Source organism: Streptomyces rhizosphaerihabitans (genome assembly GCF_025399795.1).
GTDB lineage: Bacteria > Actinomycetota > Actinomycetes > Streptomycetales > Streptomycetaceae > Streptomyces > Streptomyces rhizosphaerihabitans.
Genome location: NZ_JAODTZ010000016.1, coordinates 1 through 15,066, shown reverse-complemented (window position 1 = coordinate 15,066; position 15,066 = coordinate 1). Strand labels below are relative to the sequence as shown.

General features: G+C 70.4%; 13 protein-coding genes and 1 pseudogene. 6 read left to right on the top strand and 8 right to left on the bottom strand.

Annotation, left to right across the window (positions count from 1 at the left end; all coding sequences use genetic code 11):
* Window positions 1-10: 10 nt before the first annotated feature.
* Window positions 11-556 carry an ArsR/SmtB family transcription factor gene (locus N4G66_RS17830; protein ID WP_261705118.1) on the bottom strand — a complete coding sequence of 182 codons (546 nt, stop codon included), beginning with the start codon at window positions 554-556 and terminating at the stop codon, window positions 11-13.
* Window positions 557-613: 57 nt separating this feature from the next.
* Here N4G66_RS17830 and N4G66_RS17825 point away from each other — a divergent pair, with 57 nt between their 5' ends.
* Entirely contained in the window at window positions 614-1,519 is a 906-nt protein-coding gene (locus tag N4G66_RS17825; protein ID WP_261705117.1) for a S41 family peptidase, read from the top strand.
* Window positions 1,520-1,604: 85 nt separating this feature from the next.
* Here the strand turns inward: N4G66_RS17825 and N4G66_RS17820 are convergent.
* Both N4G66_RS17820 and N4G66_RS17815 read right to left on the bottom strand, forming a co-directional pair.
* Window positions 1,605-2,135: pseudogene (locus N4G66_RS17820) on the bottom strand (ABC transporter substrate-binding protein); the annotation flags it as partial.
* A 263-nt stretch (window positions 2,136-2,398) separates the two neighbouring features.
* The gene (locus N4G66_RS17815) at window positions 2,399-3,226 is read right to left on the bottom strand and encodes an alpha/beta fold hydrolase (protein WP_261705116.1); all 828 of its coding nucleotides are present in this window, start codon (window positions 3,224-3,226) and stop codon (window positions 2,399-2,401) included.
* Between the two features lie 371 nt (window positions 3,227-3,597).
* Between N4G66_RS17815 and N4G66_RS17810 the strand changes: the two genes are divergently transcribed.
* A complete protein-coding gene (locus tag N4G66_RS17810) occupies window positions 3,598-4,839 on the top strand; it encodes a cytochrome P450 family protein (protein WP_261705115.1) in 1,242 nt (413 codons plus the stop codon).
* A gap of 154 nt (window positions 4,840-4,993) precedes the next feature.
* Window positions 4,994-5,767 (top strand): crotonase/enoyl-CoA hydratase family protein, encoded by a 774-nt coding sequence (locus N4G66_RS17805; RefSeq protein ID WP_261705114.1) that lies wholly within the window; start codon window positions 4,994-4,996, stop codon window positions 5,765-5,767.
* 88 nt (window positions 5,768-5,855) lie between these two features.
* Here the strand turns inward: N4G66_RS17805 and N4G66_RS17800 are convergent, their stop codons facing one another.
* On the bottom strand, window positions 5,856-6,743 hold the full coding sequence (locus N4G66_RS17800) for a GntR family transcriptional regulator (protein WP_261705113.1): 888 nt from the start codon (window positions 6,741-6,743) through the stop codon (window positions 5,856-5,858).
* 297 nt (window positions 6,744-7,040) lie between these two features.
* Here N4G66_RS17800 and N4G66_RS17795 point away from each other — a divergent pair, with 297 nt between their 5' ends.
* Complete coding sequence (locus N4G66_RS17795) at window positions 7,041-8,474, top strand: cellulose binding domain-containing protein (RefSeq protein ID WP_261705112.1); 1,434 nt, start codon at window positions 7,041-7,043, stop codon at window positions 8,472-8,474.
* Window positions 8,475-8,704: 230 nt separating this feature from the next.
* The gene (locus N4G66_RS17790) at window positions 8,705-9,157 is read left to right on the top strand and encodes a hypothetical protein (RefSeq protein ID WP_261705111.1); all 453 of its coding nucleotides are present in this window, start codon (window positions 8,705-8,707) and stop codon (window positions 9,155-9,157) included.
* Between the two features lie 132 nt (window positions 9,158-9,289).
* Here the strand turns inward: N4G66_RS17790 and N4G66_RS17785 are convergent, their stop codons facing one another.
* The 4 genes from N4G66_RS17785 to N4G66_RS17770 all read right to left on the bottom strand — a co-directional run bounded on the left by N4G66_RS17785 (window position 9,290) and on the right by N4G66_RS17770 (window position 13,493).
* Window positions 9,290-10,213 (bottom strand): SGNH/GDSL hydrolase family protein, encoded by a 924-nt coding sequence (locus N4G66_RS17785; RefSeq protein WP_261705110.1) that lies wholly within the window; start codon window positions 10,211-10,213, stop codon window positions 9,290-9,292.
* A 234-nt stretch (window positions 10,214-10,447) separates the two neighbouring features.
* Window positions 10,448-11,122 carry an acetoacetate decarboxylase family protein gene (locus tag N4G66_RS17780; RefSeq protein ID WP_261705109.1) on the bottom strand — a complete coding sequence of 225 codons (675 nt, stop codon included), beginning with the start codon at window positions 11,120-11,122 and terminating at the stop codon, window positions 10,448-10,450.
* Window positions 11,119-12,843 carry a GMC oxidoreductase gene (locus N4G66_RS17775; RefSeq protein WP_261705108.1) on the bottom strand — a complete coding sequence of 575 codons (1,725 nt, stop codon included), beginning with the start codon at window positions 12,841-12,843 and terminating at the stop codon, window positions 11,119-11,121. Before N4G66_RS17775 ends, N4G66_RS17780 begins: the two co-directional genes overlap by 4 nt.
* Window positions 12,843-13,493 carry a TetR/AcrR family transcriptional regulator gene (locus N4G66_RS17770; protein WP_261705107.1) on the bottom strand — a complete coding sequence of 217 codons (651 nt, stop codon included), beginning with the start codon at window positions 13,491-13,493 and terminating at the stop codon, window positions 12,843-12,845. Before N4G66_RS17770 ends, N4G66_RS17775 begins: the two co-directional genes overlap by 1 nt.
* A 227-nt stretch (window positions 13,494-13,720) precedes the next feature.
* On the opposite strand from N4G66_RS17770, the gene N4G66_RS17765 reads away from it, so the two are divergent.
* On the top strand, window positions 13,721-15,058 hold the full coding sequence (locus N4G66_RS17765) for an NAD(P)-binding domain-containing protein (protein ID WP_261705106.1): 1,338 nt from the start codon (window positions 13,721-13,723) through the stop codon (window positions 15,056-15,058).
* The last annotated feature ends 8 nt before the right edge of the window (window positions 15,059-15,066 follow it).

Below are 15,066 nucleotides of genomic sequence, written 5' to 3'. Positions count from 1 at the left end.
GGCACCTCGGCTAGGGGGCACTGTCGGTGCCGGCCGGCCGGGCGGCCTGCTGATACAGCGTCACCAGCACGCTGTGCATGGGCTGGTCCTCTCCGTCCTCCTCGGATTCGTCGACCAGTCGGGCGAGGGTCTCGGCGAGCTGTTGTGCTTTCGCGGGGCCGAGTCGAAGGTGACGCAGCGTCAAAAGAATTTCCGCGGGCGACCGTTGCAGTTCCTGGGCGACCGCCGCCAGCATCGCCGCCGTGCCGTCCGCCCGGGGTTCGGCGACGACCATGCGGCGGGCCGTGCGCTGGTAGTAGTGCTCGGTTCCGCCACGAACCCGGCGGGTCTCGGCGATGTGGACCAGCCCGGCTTCCCGCAGCACTTTGAGGTGATGGGCCACGTTGCCCTTCCTCGCGTCGAGGTGCGCCGCGAGCTGGCTGATGGTGGCGGGCCGGTGGCCGAGGACGAAGAGGAGCCGCTGACGCAGGGGATGGGCGAGCGCCGCGAACTGCTCGGGCGCGCCGATCTCCTGGAGCTCCTCGGGGGGCTGCGGACTGGGAGGCTGATCGTGCATTCCGAAAGTGTCTAACTCTCTTGACGCTTTCGCAAGGACGATGTTCTACTCCCTGCCATGACGACTCCGACGCAGCTGCGGTCCGCCCCTGTCATCGAGGAAACGGCCCGACTCCTGACCGAGCACTACGTCTTCCCGGACACAGCCGAGCGGCTCGCGGGACTGTTGCGAGAGCGCCTCACCGAGGGGGCCTACGACGTCGACAGCGCCGAAGAGCTCGGCAGGCTGGTCACCGCGGACCTTCAATCCGTCAACGGCGACAGGCACTTGAGGCTGAAGTACCACGCCGACCCGGTGCCCGCGGAGCAGGGGGCGGCGGCTCTGGCGGCCATGCGCCGGGACTTCGACGCCTCGCTGGGCGGCGTACCCCGGGTGGAGTCGCTCGATGGCGGGGTGGCCGTGGTCGAGCTGGCGCCGGCGCTGTTTCCGCTGGAGTGGGCGGCCGAGCCGCTGGGGGCCGCGCTCGCTCTGGCCGCACCTGCCCGTGCGCTGATCGTGGACCTTCGCGGCAGCCTGGGCGGTGACCCGGACACGGTCGCCTTCGTCTGCGGTCACCTGCTGGATGCGCGCACCCACCTCAACACCATGCACTGGCGGGACGGCGACCGCTGCGAGCAGTCCTGGAGCCCCGCGCACGTGCCGGGCCCGCGCTTCGGCGGCACCAAGCCGTTGTACGTGCTGACCAGCGGCCGCACCTTCTCCGCCGCCGAGGAGCTGTCGTACGACCTGCAGCAGCTCGGCCGGGCCGTCGTCGTCGGCGAGCGCACCGGAGGCGGGGCGCACCCGCGTGAGGGCTGGACGGTGCACCCGCACCTGGAAGCCACTGTTCCGGTCGGCCGCGCGGTCAACCCCGTCTCCGGTACCAACTGGGAGGGCACCGGTGTGGAGCCGGACATCGCCTGCGCCGCCGCCGACGCCCTCGACCGCGCCCACGCACTGGCCCTCGCGCGACTGACGGACTGAGGCGGCCCACCTCCGCAGCGCCGGGGAGGGCCTGGCGGCGGCCGTGGCGCACGTGACTGGGCAGGACCGCGAGGCAGGCCCCGGATCAGGCCTTCTTGAGCTGGTCGTAGCGGCCCAGGAAGTGCGAGGTCCCGTTCTGCACGCGGTGCAGGAAGAGGCCGTTGACCCAGTGGAACTGGTCGGTGACCGGGTCGAATTGGATGGTCTTGGCCAGCCCCTTGTACGTGGACGTGCGGAGTCTGTGCACCATGGCGCCCCGTTCGACCCCGGTGCCGCCCAGTTCGCGCAGGCCTTGAGCGACGAAGTTCAGCGCGTCGTACGCCTCGACGGCGAAGCGCTCGACGGTGCGTACGCCGAAGCGCTTCTTGTACGCCGTCACAAAGCGGGCCGCGGCGGGGAGTTCGGCCGGGTCGACGTAGGTCGTGCAGATCACCCAGCCCTCGGCCGCCCGGCCCGCCTCCTCGATGAACGCGGCCTCCAGGATCGGTTCCGGTCCCATCCGCGCGCCCCGGAAACCGGCCTGTTCCAGCGCGCGGGCGCACCGGGCGGCCCGGTGCGGTGAGGAACCGCCGTAGACCACGGCCTCCGCCTTGTCGGCGAGCACGGCGGCGGCGACCGTGTCGAATGCTCTGCTCCGGAGGAATCTGTTCCCTCCCCCCTGGGGGACTTATCGACTATGCCTCCGGGGCACTACGCATGCGCCCCGGTCCGTTGCGCTCGATCGGCCGCGACGCGTGCGACGGGCCGCTTCGCCGGATCTTCACCGCGCCTGTCCGCGCCCGGCACGTGCCGAACAAGCGGTCCGGGCGTCTCTCGGCGCCGGACCGCCTGTTCGGTCCTGTGGGCCGGCCTCCCGCGTGCTGTCAGGAGGCCGCTGGTTCAACCGCGGGCGAACTCCAGGAGGTCGGCGTTGAACACCTCGGCGAACTCGGGCACCATGGCGAGGCCGTGGGGAGCGCCCGGGTACACCTTGTAGACCACGTCCTTGACGAGCTTCGAGGACTTGTCGCCGGAAGCCACGATGGGGACGATCTGGTCGTCGTCTCCGTGCACGATGAGGGTGGGTACGTCGATCTTCTTGAGGTCTTCGGTGAGGTCGGTCTCGGAGAAGGCCTTGACGCAGTCGTAGGCACCCTTGATGCCCACGGTCATTCCCCAGAGCCAGAACTCGTCCCGCGTCCCCTGGGTGACGGTCGACCCGTCACGGTTGGCGCCGTAGAACGGGCCGCTGAGGTCCTGGTAGTACTGCGACCGGTCGGTCTCCACGCCCTTGCGGATCTCGTCGAAGACGTCGATCGGCAGACCTTCGGGGTTCTGGTCCGTCTTGAGCATGAGCGGCGGGATCGCGCCGACCAGGACCGCCTTGGCCACCCGGCCGGTGCCGTGCCGGCCGATGTAGCGGGTGACCTCGCCACCGCCCGTCGAGTGGCCGACCAGGATGACATCCTGGAGGTCGAGCGCTTCGATGACCGCCGCCAGGTCGTCGGCGTACGTGTCGAGATTGTTGCCGTCCCAGGTCTGGCCGGAGCGCCCGCCGCCGCGCCGGTCGTGGGCGACGGCCCGGAAGCCGTTGTCCGCCATCACCTTCATCTGGGGGTCCCAGGCATCCGCGGTCAGCGGCCAGCCGTGGGAGAAGACGACCGGTTGGCCCGATCCCCAGTCCTTGTAGAAGATCTGCGTGCCGTCCTTGGCGGTGGCGAAGGGCATGGGTGGTTCCTCTCGCATCTGGTCCGGAATTCCACGCTTCACACGATGTCGGTGTCCGCGCCGCCTCGGCGATGGCGCCGCCGCCGAGGCGTACGGCAGCGAATCCCAGCGACAGCCCTCAAGGCATTCCTGACACGCCACGAACAAGCGGCAGACGCACGAGAGGCGGCGGGTCGGTCGGCAGCACGAAATGACCGGAATGAGCACGTCGTCCACATCACCCTAGCCGAGGGGCCACGCTCCGTCGCGTCGGACGGATACCGCCCCCGAGCCCACAGGACGGACTGACCCGTCGGGGCGATCCTGGCTCTCCAGTCGCGCGGAATTCCGATGGTTTCCGCACCCTTCGGGCACGTCCGGGCGTTGGCGCGATGTCCTTGTCGATCATCGAGTCCGGAGCCAGCGTGCCCGCTCCCCGCGTACCGTCCCCGCCCCCTGGCCTGCTGGCCACGCGGGTGCGGGATCCGTATCCCTACTTCGCCTGGCTGCGCCGGCATGCGCCCGCTCACGCGGACCGCAGGCCCGGCCGGCCCACCGTGTGGCAGATCTCCCGCTACGCGGACGTCCGAGCCCTGTTGACCGATGGACGGCTGAGCAAGGACCCGGGCCGGGTGCCCGGATACGTTCCGGGGCCGGCCGGGCTGAACCGGCATCTGGTCCACGCCGACCCCCCGGACCACACCCGTCTGCGGACCCTGGTGAACGCGGCGTTCGTGCCCCGCCGTATCGCCCGGTTGAAACCCTTCATCACGGACACCGCCAACCACCTGCTGGACCGGATCGAGCACGACACCCACGTCGATGTGATCGCGGCATTCGCGGCGCCTCTCACCTTCCGGATGATCTGCGCGATCCTCGGTGTCCCCGAGGAACTCGACAACGCGGCGACCCGGGACACCCTCATGGCCACGATCGCGCCCGCTCCGGGCCGGGATCCGGCCCGGGTGGAAGAGGATCTGCATGCCCTCCTCGACCGCCTGATCGCCGGCAAACGAACCGGCGGTGCGAGCAGCGCAGTGGACCTGCTGGGTGCTCTGGTACGGGCCGGCGACCACAGCGGCGCGATGAGCGAGGAGGAGCTGCGCTCGACCGCGTACCTCCTGTTGCTGGTCGGCCACGACACCACCATGAACCTCATCGGCGACGGCATGCTCGCGCTGCTCCGGAACCCGGACCAGGCCGCCCGGCTGACGGGACCGGAAGCCGGCCCGGAGCTTGTCGGCACGGCGGTCGAGGAGCTGCTCCGCTACGACTCCCCGGTACGGGACGCGACGTTCCGGTGCGCCGCCGAACCGATCGGCCTGCACGGTCGGTCGATCGGCGAGGGGGACATCGTCAGCCTCCTGATCGGCTCCGCCAACCGTGACGAGGCCCGCTTCCCGGACGCCGACCGGCTCGATGTGGGCCGAACGCCCAATGACCATCTCGCCTTCGGCTACGGCCCCCACTTCTGCATCGGGGCCGCCCTGGCCCGGCTCGAAGGCGCCGTCGCCTTTCCCCTGCTGCTCCAGCGTCTGGGCCAGGTGCAGTTGGCCAAGCCCGACGACGAACTCCCCTGGCGACCGGCCCGGGTGATGCGCGGACTGGCCGCGCTGCCCGTCGTACGGATCTGACCCGACCTTTCCCGCGGGCGCGCGGGCCCGCAAGCCCGCGCACCCGCCCGGCGATCCGGCTCGCCCGCGTGGCCGCCTGGCCGCCTGGCTGATACGTGTCCGCCCGCCCCGCCCGCCCTTCCTTGCGAACATCCCCGGACCAGGAGCACACCGTATGGACAGCCATGACCCCGCAGTGATGACGGCCGAACCACGCCCCGGCGTCCTGCTCATCACGCTCAACAGGCCCCGCGTCCGCAACGCCGTCGACCGGGCACTGGCCGGCGCCCTGGACTCGGCCCTCACGCGCCTGGAGTCCGAACCGTCCCTGTCCGTCGGCATCCTGACCGGAGCGGGCGGCCACTTCTGTTCGGGGATGGACCTCAAGGCCTTCCCCGGCGAAGGCGTTCCGCTGGTCGCGGACCGAGGGCTCGCCGGACTGACCCGCGCCCGCATCCGCAAACCTCTCATCGCCGCCGTCGAGGGCGCGGCCGTCGCCGGCGGATTCGAACTCGCCCTCGCCTGCGACCTCATCACCGCTTCCGACACGGCGTTCTTCGCCCTGCCCGAAGTCGCCCGGGGGCTCGTCGCGGCCGAGGGCGGGGCCGTCCGCCTCCCGGGACGGCTCCCTTACCACGTGGCCATGGAGATGCTGCTGACCGCGACCGCCCTGCCCGCTCCGGACGCGGCCCGGTACGGGCTCGTCAACCAGCTCACCCCCGAAGGCGGAGCCCTCGACGCGGCGCTCACCCTGGCCGAACGCGTCCAGACCCACTCCCGCGACGCCGTCCACATCACGAAGCGGATCGTCCAGGACACCCGCGGCCTCGACGACCACTCTGCGTACGCCGTCCAGGATCCCCTGAGTGCACCGGTCTTCACCACCGTCGCAGCCACCGAGGGCGCCCAGGCGTTCACCGAGAAGCGTCCGCCGGCCTGGAGCCGGTGAGAGGTTCGGCCTGGCGCCGGTCAGAGGTTTCGGTCCCGCGTCGGTGAGGGCTTCGGCCTTCCGCCGCTGTCACGTCGTGGGCCCGCTGTCAGGTTGCGGGGCCGCCCTCACCTCGACCGCCGGTGTGTCCGAAGGGGCCGCCGGCCACCACGCCGCGGGTGGAGAAGGTGACGGGTTCGCCCGGCAGGAAGTCTCCCGGCGGGATACCGGGGTGGTGCCCGTCGCGGGGCGCCGGGTGCCCGGACCGCGGGCCGAGTGCCAGCCGGGAGACGATGCGGTAGCGGTCTCCGCGGTAGATCGAGTGGACATACTCCACCGGTCGGCCCAGGGCGTCCGAGGTGAGGCGCTCGAACAGCAGGGCCGGGGACAGCTCCGGCACGTCGAGCAAGCCTGCCTCGTCGCGGGTCACCACCGTGGGCTCGATCGACTGGACCGCCTCACTGACCTGGATTCCGTGCCGCTCGCCGAGGTGCTCGTACAGGTCGCCGTTCTCCAGTTCGTCACTGGTCAGGTCGGGCACGAGGTCGGCGGGGACGTGCAGGTACTCGATGGCCATGGGCGAGCCGTCGACCAGCCGGAGCCGTGCCACGTACCGGATGCGGGCCGCGGGCGAGATGCGCAGCCTGCGGCCCACGCGAGCACCGGCGGACAGGGTGCTGAACTCCAGGAGCCGGCTGGTCCATGTGCCCGCGGCCTGGGGCAGGCTGAAGGTCTGTCGGTCCGGGACCAGTTCCTGGGTGATCTTCTCGGCGGCCACGAACATGCCTCGTCCGTGTTCACGCACCAGGAGTCCGGCGACCACGAGTTGATCCACAGCCGCCCGCAAAGTGGGCCGGGACACCCCGAGCTGGGCGCACAGAGCGCGCTCGGAGGGGATGGCGTCGCCGGGGCGGCGTTCCTCGATGAGTTCGAGGATCGTGTCACGGACTCTCTCACGCTTGAGTACCGCGCGGGAGGCGGCGGGATCGATCTCCATGCAGGACTCTCGTTCGTCATCGGTACCGGCCAACTGGTATGGCTTCCGACCCTAACTGGTCTGCTGGTCAAGGGGGTTGGTTCCGACCGGCTTCACGGCACAGGTAACCCGAACCGACCCGATCCGAGCAAGTCCCCTTTGATACAAGGGGGTTGACGGACGCAATGGTCTATGCCACTTTCAGGCGACGCCAACTGGTAAGCCCGATCGGCCAACTGGTCAAGCACGGAATGTCTTCTCGTGTTCCTGAGCACCCCACCTCCCGCGGCCGGCGGGAGCCCACCGAAAGGAACTCACATGAGAAACCGTCCCCCCACAGGCCGCCGTCGCGTGGCCCTCGCTCTGTCGGCTCTCCTGGGCGGCACCGCCCTGGTCGCCGTTCCGATGTCGGTCCCCGCCGCCGCGGCCGGAGGTCTCGCCGTCCAGTACCGCACGAGCGCGAGCGGGGCCACCGCGGACCAGAGCGAGCCCTGGTTCAAGGTGCGCAACACCGGATCCGGGGCAGTGCAGTTGAGCCAGGTGAAGATCCGCTACTACTTCAAGGCGGACTCGGCGAGCACCACCTACCGCTTCGCCTGTTCCTGGGCGGTCAAGGGATGCGCGAACGTCACCGGCACGTTCGGCACCCTGCCTCATCCCACCGGAACCGCGGACCGCTACCTGGAGATCGGCTTCACCTCCACGGCCGGCGCACTGGCACCGGGCACGGACACCGGCGACATGCAGCTACGCTTCTACCAGTCCAACTGGCAGTCCGTGAACCAGGCGGACGACTACTCCTTCAACGGCGCGCAGACCTCGTACGCGGACTGGAACAAGGTCACGGCACAGCTCGCCGGAGCCACCGTGTGGGGCACGGCGCCGGAGGGCAACGACCCCACCGATCCGACCGACCCCACCGATCCGACGGACCCGCCCGGCGGCGGCCAGGCGCTGTTCGACGACTTCACCTACTCGTCGTACACCGACCCCGCGATCTCCGCGCACGGCTGGAACGTCCGCTCCAACTCCGGCGGCCCCGGGGTCCCCGGCGCGACCTGGGACCCCTCCAAGGTCACCTTCCCCACCGTCTCCGGCAACTCGGTGATGAACCTGCGGACGTCGACCTCGGGCACCGCGGAGTCCACCCGGCAGACCGAAGTCGTGTCCAAGAGCATGAAGTTCAAGAACGGCACCTACGCGGCGCGGGTGAGGTTCGCCGACGCCCCGGAGTCCGGCCCGGACGGCGATCACCTGGTGCAGACGTTCTTCACCATCAACGACCTCACGGCCCCCATGGCCGACGACTACGCCGAGTACGACTTCGAGTACCTGCCCAACGGCGGCTGGGGCGAGTCGGGCAACATCCTCTACACGACCTCCTGGGAGACGTACAACCCGGATCCCTGGCAGGCCGTCAACCAGCACACCGAGGCACGCCAGAGCTACGCCGGATGGCACGACCTGGTGCTCACCATCGACAGCGGCAGCATCAAGTACTACATCGACGGACAGCTCTTCGGCACCCACGACGCCCAGTACCTGCCCGAGCGGCCGATGTCGATCAACTTCAACCAGTGGCTGATCGACCTCGCCGGACAGACCTCGACAGCGGCACGCGCCTACGACGAACAGGTCGACTACGTCCTGCACGTCAAGGACCAGGTCCTCACCCCGGCCCAGGTGGCCTCGAAGGTGGCCGCGTACCGCAGCGCCGGCACCGCGTTCGTGGACGAGGTTCCAACTCCCTGACACAGCCGGTCAGTACGGTCCCCGTCCCGGCCCGGCCGCCGGTTCCGCCGGGCCGGGGCCGACGCCCGCTCCCTTCGGTGCTCGAGCGGGCACCTTGCCCCCACGGTTCGTCCGGAGCGGCCTGACGCAGGGGGCCGGTCGCTCCAACCAGCCTCCCCCGCACCGGAGTTGTCCCTGAGTCCGACAGCACATCCGGGTTGGACGAGTCGCGGCCGGAGCACAGTAGGTGTGTGGAATGGACCAACCTTCTCAGCACCACGATGGGTGCGCTCATCGCCCTCGCCGCGTCCGCGCTGGCGGAACGGCGGCGCTGGCTGCGGGAGAGCGAGCAACGCACCAGGGCGGACCGCCGCGCCGCGTACGTCGCCTTCCTCAACGCCACCGCGGACGCAAGCGAGATCCTCATCAACATCGCCCGCGGCCACGATCGCGACGAGACGGCGCTCTCCCGGGCCGGGACCGTCCTGCGCGACAGCAACACGCTGGCCCGTCGGCTGGAACTCTCGCTCGTGGCCGACGATCACGTCGTAGAGCAGGCCATCCTCACCGTCACGCTGCTGCGCGCCTACCGCGACGCCGTCGCACAAGGGCTGGCCTTCGAAGCCGAGGAGTTCCAACGCGCCCGCGCCGCCTTCAACGAACAGCGCGACCGTCTCACTCAGCAGATGCGCGGCACCCTTTGAGCACGAGCCGTCCCGCTCGCGTGACCGACGACGGCGCCGACGCCCGGGCGGCGCCCCCGGAAGGCCTGTCGGCGAGCGCACGGGCACTCGCCGACAGGGACGCTCACGCGTCGGGTGTCACGACCGGAACGGTCAGTGGTGCCGGGCTCGCTTGCCCAGGTGCGCCAGCACCGCACGCGCCATGGCTTCCTGGCCCTTGGCGTTGGGGTGGGCCGGAGCGGCGGGCGAGGTCGGGCGCAGCGGCTCGATCCAGCGATCGGCGGGCGCCTTGCACATGTCGTGGCCCACGGTCGGGCCGTAGGTGTCCACGTACTCGGCCCGGTTCAGCAGCGCCACGGTACGCAGCATCAGATTGAGCCGCTTGCCGGTGTCCCGCAGATAGGGGAAGTCCTTCGCGGCGAACGGAACGGTCGGATAGCAGCCGCTGCCGTCGTCGGGCAGGAGGTCGGGATAGCCGACCACGACCACGCGGGCGTGCGGAGCCCTGGCGTGGATGTCGCGCAGCACCCGGGCGACCTTGGGGGCCGTTTCGAGGATGTTCAGGGTGAGTTGGTCGTATCCCGCGGCGCCGTAGTACTGCTGACAGGGATTGCCCGCGAGGTCCTTCGAACTGAGCCCGGCGCAGGTGGCGATGATGGGGCCGAACCCCATGTCGTTGCCACCGATCTGCAGGGTCACCAGGTCGGTGTCGCGCTTCACCGCGTTCAGCTGGGGCCCGTTGGTCCCCTGTGCCTTCCACATCTCGTCGGTCTTCGCGCCGGAGCAGCTGACGTCCGTGAACGAGGCGACCTTGCGTACGGCAGCGGTGATCGAGGGGTAGTTGTGGTCGGACCGAGCGCAGTTCGCGTCGACCTGCTGAGGAATCAGAGGCCCGGACGTGTACGAGTCACCGAGCGCGACGTAGTCCACGCCATGCGATGTGTGCCCTTCTCCCGCCGCGGCGGGCGTCGCCGCCGCGACGCCGGCGACGAGCGCGCAGCTGCTCAGCGCGGCCCCAAGCGCCATGGCGCCCCGGCGCCCCGGGACGCCATTGTCCGGACGCGTGTGATGGTTCATCCTGCCCCTCCCCTGAAGCCATGACGGCCTGCTGAACGGGTACCGGCTCACCTCGGCGCACCAGGGATCGCGGCGCCGCGGCAGGCCGGACGGCTCCTGCCCGGCAGACCCAACCTGGTCTGTATACCGGCCGGTAGGCCGCCGGACCAGAGTTTGATCGCCCTCCGCTTGTTCAACTCTCATCCAACGCTCGCCGGTTCAGTCCGCGAAAAGCCCTCCGACGAGCTGCTCGGCTCAGGCAGAGCCGCGGCCACGATCCTGTGCCGAGGACGGCCCAGACGGTGCGGGGGCGGGGGCGGCGTCCCCGAATCGGATGGTGAAGTCGTTCAAGGTCAGGCTGAACAGGGGCGGGCGGCGGCCCAACTCCCGCAGCGGGCCGCTTTCCTGCGCGGTCCAGCGCGCCCTTGCGGTTCGTACGGTGGAGCGCGAGCGGACGGAGCTGGTCTTCAGTCCGCCGTCGAGGGTCTGCGTGACGCGATAGGTGAGCGGCCAGCGGCCGGGTATCCGGCGGCCGGGCTCGAAGGCGGCGGTGGCCAGCACGTACTCCTCCGTGGCCGCCGCGGCCCGTACACCGGCGGTCCGGTCGATGTCGAAATCCGCCATCTCCTTGGGGATGCCCCACAGTTGGCGGCCGCCCGCCATCGAGGCGGCGCTGTCCACCCAGATGTCGGTGATGCAGACACGCGGGCGGCGGCCGTCCCTTACGAGGACCGCCCGGAGCAGTTCGTTGTAGTGCAGGACGCTGTCGTTCTCGTAGACGACCCAGGCGGCGGCGACCACACCGCGCCCGGCGATGGCGACCGGCCGGGTGCCCTCCGCCACCCGGGGCAGTTCGCGCGTCGGCACCAGCCACAGCGACAGATACATCTGGCCGGCCAGGTGCCAGGGTTCCTCGGGGTAGGGCGTCACAGGGTGTCCTTTCCGGTGGGGGGTCCGGTGGGGGGTTCCAGCCGCAGCGCCGCCGGCGCGTCCGCGGGCACGGCGGGGTGCCTCGGCGGTACCGGCGGCACCCGGCGATAGGGCACGCCGGGTGCGGGCCGGGGGTCGTCCTCGCCGCGGTTGGGCCACAGGGCGACGGCCCGCTCGGCCAGGGCGGTGATGGTGAGGGAGGGGTTCACCCCGAGGTTCGCCGAGATCGTGGACCCGTCGATGACGTGCAGACCGGGATATCCGTGCAGCCGGTGATAGGGGTCGACGACTCCGGTCTCCGGGTTCTCGCCGACGGTGCATCCGCCGATGAGGTGTCCGGTGGTGGGGATGTCGAACAGATCGGCCCAGGTGCCGCAGGCCTGGCCGCCGATCCGCTCGGCCGCTCTGCGAGCCGCCCGGTGTCCCGCGGGAATCCAGGTCGGGTTGGGGGTGCCTTCGCCGGGGCGGCTGGTCAGCCGCTTGCGTCCGGTGAGGGTACGGCGGAGGTACGTCGTCACGGAGTTGTCCAGGGACTGCATGACCAGCAGGACGACGGACTGTTGGGACCAGCGGCGCGGATTGTGCAGGCTGGGCAGGTCGCGCAGGTTGCGTGCCATCGCGCCCAGACCGACCAGCAGGCGGGAGCGGCCGGGGACGGGGTCGACGAGCATCGCGCCGAGCAGCCCGAGCAGATTGCTTCCGCGGCCGTAGCGGACGGCTTCGACGTGCGTGTTCTCGTCGAGATGCACGGAGGAGGTGATGGCGACGCCCCGGCTGAAGTCGGTGGTCCTGTCCCTGGCCCGGACACCGAGGATGGCCTCGGAGTTGGTCCGGGTCAGCCGGCCGAGGCGGGGCGACACCCGCGGCAGGGATCCGCCGGCCCGCAGCCGGTGCAGCAGCCGTTGGGTGCCCAGGGCACCCGCCGCGAAGACGACATGCCGGGCGGTCAGCGTCTGCTTGCGGCGCAGTGGCCCGCCGCCGGTGCGTACCGAGGTGACGGCCCAGCCCTCACCGTCCCGGGTGACGTCGGTGACCGTGCGCAGCGCCAGCACGTCTGCGCCCGCGCGTTCGGCCAGGCCCAGGTAGTTCTTCGGCAGTGTGTTCTTCGCGTTGTGCCGACAGCCCGTCATGCACGCGCCGCAGTGCAGACAGGCGTTGCGGTCGGGCCCCGCCCCGCCGAAGTAGGGGTCTGCCACGCGGGCTCCGGCTGCGGTGCCGGGCGGTCCGAAGTGCACGCCGACCGGCACGGCCTTGAAGGTGTCCGCGCAGCCGAAATCGTCCGCGGTGTCCCTGAGGAGCCGGTCGGCGTCGGTCAGCACGGGGTTGGGGGTGACGCCGAGCATGCGGTGGGCCTGCGCGTAGTAGGGCGCGAGTTCGCTCCGCCAGTCGGTGATCGCGGCCCACGGCGAGCCCTCGTAGAAGGCGTCGGGAGGCTCGTAGAGCGTGTTGGCGTAGCCGAGGGAGCCGCCGCCGACACCCGCGCCCGTCAGGACGAGCACGTCACCCAGCAGGGTCATGCGCAGAATTCCGGTGCAGCCGACGCGCGGGGCGAAGAGGTAGTCGCGCACATGCCAGGACGTACGCGGGAAGTCGCTGTCGGCGAAGCGGCGGCCGGCTTCCAGGATCCCGACGCGGTACCCCTTCTCCGTGAGGCGCAGCGCGGTGACACTCCCGCCGAATCCGGAGCCGATGACGAGTACGTCGTAGTCGGGCTTGTCCATCAGGGCTCCTTCGGCACGAAGTCGGCGAGGACCGGGCCGATCAGGCGCGCGATGTTCGCCCGGCGGACTTCCGGGTGTTCGCCCGCGAGCCGCACCGGTCCTTCGAGGCCGGGCGTGTGGGCCGCGAGCGCGAAGTGCGGCAGCAGGACGAGCAGCAGGGACAGCAGGGCGTCGATGTCTGCACCTTTACGCAGGTCGCCGGTCTCGACCGCCCGCTCGACCAGGGGTCGCAGACCGGCCAGGTAGATGTCCCGCACCGGGACGCGTACGGCGTTGCGGACGGCCGGGTCCAGCTCCATGTTGGTGGCCGCGGTGACCCCGCGTTCCAGTGGATGGCGGGCGAAGTAGTCGAGCCAGGCTTCCAGGGCGTCGGTGAGGTAGCGGGAGAACTCGGTGGAGCCGTCGTACCCGTCGAGCCAGGGCTGCATCGCGCCGTATACGCGCAGCGAGGTCTGCTCGGCCACGTAGGCGAACAGGTCGAGTTTGCCTTCGAAGTACTGGAACAGCGAGCCCTTGGCCACGCCGGCCTCGCGGGCGATGACGTTGAGGCTTCCGGTGGAGTATCCGTGCGTGCCGAACTCGTCCATCGCGGCGACCAGGACCCGTTCGCGGCGCACCGGTGACAGGCGGGTCCAGGTGGAAGTGGGCATGAGCGCTCCTGCGTCTGACCGGGCTGCGTATGACCGGGCGGTCATGTGACCGCCCGGTCATCGTCGGTGCGGCAAAGCCGCCCTGTCAACGAGGCCGACAGGAAACGTCGTTGCCCGTCGGCGCACCCGAACTCCACCTCGCGTCAAGGTCATTGACACAGTGGTGATCGCGCAGCAGCCTGTGACCACCCGGTCATGTGACCGGGTGGTCACAGGAAGGGGTGGACATGGAACGGGTGTGTGTGATCGGGGCGGGCTCGTCCGGAATCGCCGCCTGCCAGGTGCTCGCGGCGCGCGGGATCGCGTACGACTGCTACGAGACCGGATCCGACGTCGGCGGCAACTGGCGCTATCTGAACGACAACGGGATGTCGTCCGCCTACCGGTCGCTGCACATCAACACCTCGCGCCAGATCATGGAGTACGCGAGCTTCCCCATGCCGGAGGACTGTCCGGTCTACCCCAGCCACTTCCAGATCGCCCGGTACTTCGACGGCTTCGTGGACCACTTCGGGCTGCGGCCGTCGATCACGTTCCGCACGGAAGTGGTGCGCGTGGAACCGGTTCCCGGCGGGCTGTGGCGTGTCACGACCCGCCACCTCGACTCGGGCGAGACGACGGAACGGATCCACGGGGCCGTGCTGGTCGCCAACGGCCATCACTGGAAGCCCCGTTGGCCGAGGCCGTCCCTGCCGGGAGCCGAGGAGTTCACCGGCACGCAGACGCACTCGCACGACTACCGTACGCCGGAAGCCTTCGCCGACCGGCGTGTCCTCGTCCTCGGCATCGGCAACTCGGCCTGCGACATCGCGGTGGAGACCTCGCGGGTGTCCCGGCGCACGGTTCTCGCCATGCGCCGCGGCGCGCACATCCTGCCCAAGTACCTCTTCGGTGTGCCCACCGACCATCTCACCGGTTCGTGGCTGGCGAGGGCCCCGCTGTCCGTGCAGGAGCACGGCCTGCGGCTCCTGCTGCGGCTCAGCCGGGGCCGGCTGGAGGACTACGGGCTGCCGACGCCCCGGCATCGCGTGCTGGGCGCCCACCCCACCATCTCCGACGACCTGCTGTCGCGCCTCGGCCACGGCGACATCGCCGTGAAGCCCGCTCCCGTACGACTGGAGGGCGACCGGGTGACGTTCGAGGACGGGAGCACGGAGGAGATCGACGCGATCGTCTACTGCACGGGCTACGACATCGCGTTCCCGTTCCTCGATGACGACGTGATCGACCCGGCCGACAACGACATCGACCTCTACCACCGGGTGGTCGCGCCGGACCGTCCCGGCCTCTACTTCATCGGGCTGGTCCAGCCCCTCGGCGCGATCATGCCGCTCGCGGAGGCGCAGTCGCACTGGGTGGCGGATCTGCTGGAGGGCCGGTGCGCGCTGCCCGGACCGGAGCGGATGCGCCAGGAGACCAGAACGTACCGCGCGAGACTCGCACGCCGTTATGTCACCTCGACCCGGCACACGATCCAGGTCGACGCGCAGGCCTACCTCCGGGAACTGCGGACGGAACGGCGCAGGGGCGCGGCCCGGCTTCGAAAGCAGGCCGCCACCCGCTGAGAACCCGC